The following is a 2,354-nucleotide window of genomic DNA, read 5'->3' as shown; positions in this document are numbered from 1 at the left end:
CCGCTGAGGCGGGCCAGCTTCACGATCAGGCCGGGCAGGCGGGCGGCGCCGCGCAGCACGGCGTCCTTGGGGCCGTTGACCATGCCGCCCGCCACCATGCAGGCGGGGGTGGTGTCCATGTGTTCCACCAGACGGCGGGCCGCGCCGGGGCACAGGGTGACGGCGGGATCCACGAAGATGACCACGTCACCGCTGGCGCGGACGACGCCAAGGTTGGCGGCGGCGGCAAAACCGGCGCCCGCCGGGGCTTCCACGATGACGGCCTCGGGCGCGATGTCGCGCGCGTTGCGCACGGTGGCGTCGGTGGAGGCGCGGTCCACGACGATGATATCGGCGGATTCGGCAAGGCCCGTCATTTCGGCTGCGGCGGCGCGGACCGAGGCAAGACAGTCGCCGATGTACTTCGCCGCGTTGGCGGCGACGATGACGAACGAGAGCTTCATGCGGGGTTCCTTCGGGGGTGTTGTGCGTTGGAGCGGTGTCGTTGTTGCCGGAAAGGGGCGCGCGAGCGTGGCCCGACTAACCTCATTGGCCCCACTGGCCCAACTGGTCCGATTGCCCGGCTGGCCCGATTGTCCGGCTGGCCAGATCGGCCCGTGCGGGCAGGGGCTGGCCGACTAGCGGGTTAGTCCCAGCACTGCGGCGGCAGGCGTCATGGCCTCGATGGCGATGGTCAGGAATTCGCCAAGCTCAAGGCCGATGGCCTCGCACTCGCGTATCCTTTCACGGCTGACGCTGGCGGCGAACGCCTTGTCCTTCATCTTCTTCTTCAGGCTGGAGGCCTGCATGCCGTCCATGCCGGTGGGGCGCACCAGCGCGGCGGCGCTGACCAGGCCGGTCACGCTTTCACCGCAGCGCAGGGCGCGGTCGAACAGGCTGGCCGGTTCGCGGCCGGTGCATTCGCTGTTGTGGGCCACGATGGCCTGTACGGCTTCCGGCGGCAGCCTGTCCCCGATGAGGTCCACGGCCACCAGGCCGTGGTGTTCGGGGGTGTCCTTGGTGAGCGGGTAGTCGATGTCGTGCAGCAGCCCGGTCAGGCCCCACAGTTCGGCGTCCTGCCCGAAGCGGGCGGCCAGGCCGCGCATGACGGCCTCGGTGGCCAGGGCGTGCTGGACAAGGTGGGGTTCCGGGTTGTGCGAGCGGAGCAGGTCGAGGGCTTCGGCGCGGGGGAGCATGGGGGCCTCCGGTGGACGGTCTTCGTGAAACGGGTCACATGGACTTCGAACCTTGTACGGCACGAGCACGGGCGTTGCAACCGCCGCGAACATGTGCGGGCCGGGTCGGGCCGAAGGGGGGCGCTGCCGCCGGGGCCGCGCGGGGCGCGGCTTTGTTGACACGTGCCCCATAAAAGCGGAAAAGAGGAGGTTATTTCGCCAAGGAAGGCGGAGATGGCCGCCACGCGGCCATGCGGCGTAATCCGTTCGCACCCCCTTCCGCCGGAATGTTTCCGGACGGGCGTAAACCGGCTGAAACCGGCGAGCACGATGGAACGAATACTCGGCATCAAGTTCCGTGAATACGGACAGATATACTATTTTCTCAGTGGTGGTCAGCCCGTTGCCGTGGGTGACAGGGTGATCGTGGAAACCGACCAGGGCCAGGGCATCGGCGAAGTGGTGGCCCTGCGCGGCGACCTGCCCGAAGACGCGGGAGAAACCGAGGCCGACCTGCGGCCCATCCTGCGCGTGGCCAGCGGTGAGGACCTGGAACAGGCGGCGGAAAACGAGAAGCTGGGCGACGAGGCCCGCGCCTTCTGCAACGAGTGCATCCGGGGCCGCGACCTGGAGATGAAGCTGGTGGACGTGGAAGTGTTCTTCGACCGCAGCAAGATCATCTTCTACTTCACCGCGCCGACCCGCATCGACTTCCGCGAACTGGTCAAGGATCTGGTCAAGAACTACCGCACCCGCATCGAACTGCGCCAGATCGGCGTGCGCCACGAAACGCAGATGATCGGCGCGGTGGGCAACTGCGGCATGGTCTGCTGCTGCCGCCGCTTTCTGCGCAAGTTTGCCCCGGTGACCATCAAAATGGCCAAGGAACAGAACCTGTTCCTGAATCCGGCCAAGATTTCGGGCATTTGCGGGCGGCTGCTGTGCTGCCTGAGCTACGAGCAGGAAAACTACGAGGAATTTCACCGGCGCTGCCCGCGTCTGGGCAAGAAGTACCTGACCTCGCGCGGCGCGGTGAAGGTGCTGCGCGCCAACATGTTCCGGGGCAGCCTGGCCCTGCTGACCGAGTCCAACGAAGAGGTCGAGGTCACGCTGGAAGAATGGCAGCAGATGGAGCCGCGCCGACCCGAGCAGGGCGGCGGTGGCCCCGGCGGCCACGGCGGCGGCATGCCGCGCCCGGAC

At 67.6% G+C, this 2,354-nt stretch carries 3 protein-coding genes; 1 reads left to right on the top strand and 2 read right to left on the bottom strand.

Annotation, left to right across the window (positions count from 1 at the left end):
- On the bottom strand, positions 1 to 443 hold a 443-nt coding region (locus FVW20_RS12790; protein ID WP_196609918.1), incomplete at its 3' end, for a glycosyltransferase family 2 protein.
- 174 nt (positions 444 to 617) lie between these two features.
- A complete protein-coding gene (locus FVW20_RS12785) occupies positions 618 to 1,175 on the bottom strand; it encodes an HDIG domain-containing metalloprotein (protein ID WP_012611910.1) in 558 nt (185 codons plus the stop codon).
- A gap of 309 nt (positions 1,176 to 1,484) precedes the next feature.
- On the opposite strand from FVW20_RS12785, the gene FVW20_RS12780 reads away from it, so the two are divergent.
- Positions 1,485 to 2,354 (top strand): PSP1 domain-containing protein (locus FVW20_RS12780; RefSeq protein ID WP_269145829.1); only part of this gene is annotated, 870 nt, incomplete at its 3' end.

Origin of the sequence: Nitratidesulfovibrio oxamicus (genome assembly GCF_015731765.1) — a bacterium.
GTDB lineage: Bacteria > Desulfobacterota > Desulfovibrionia > Desulfovibrionales > Desulfovibrionaceae > Cupidesulfovibrio > Cupidesulfovibrio oxamicus.
The sequence above is the reverse complement of the archived record's forward strand: the minus strand, read 5'-3'. Positions and strand labels throughout refer to the sequence as shown.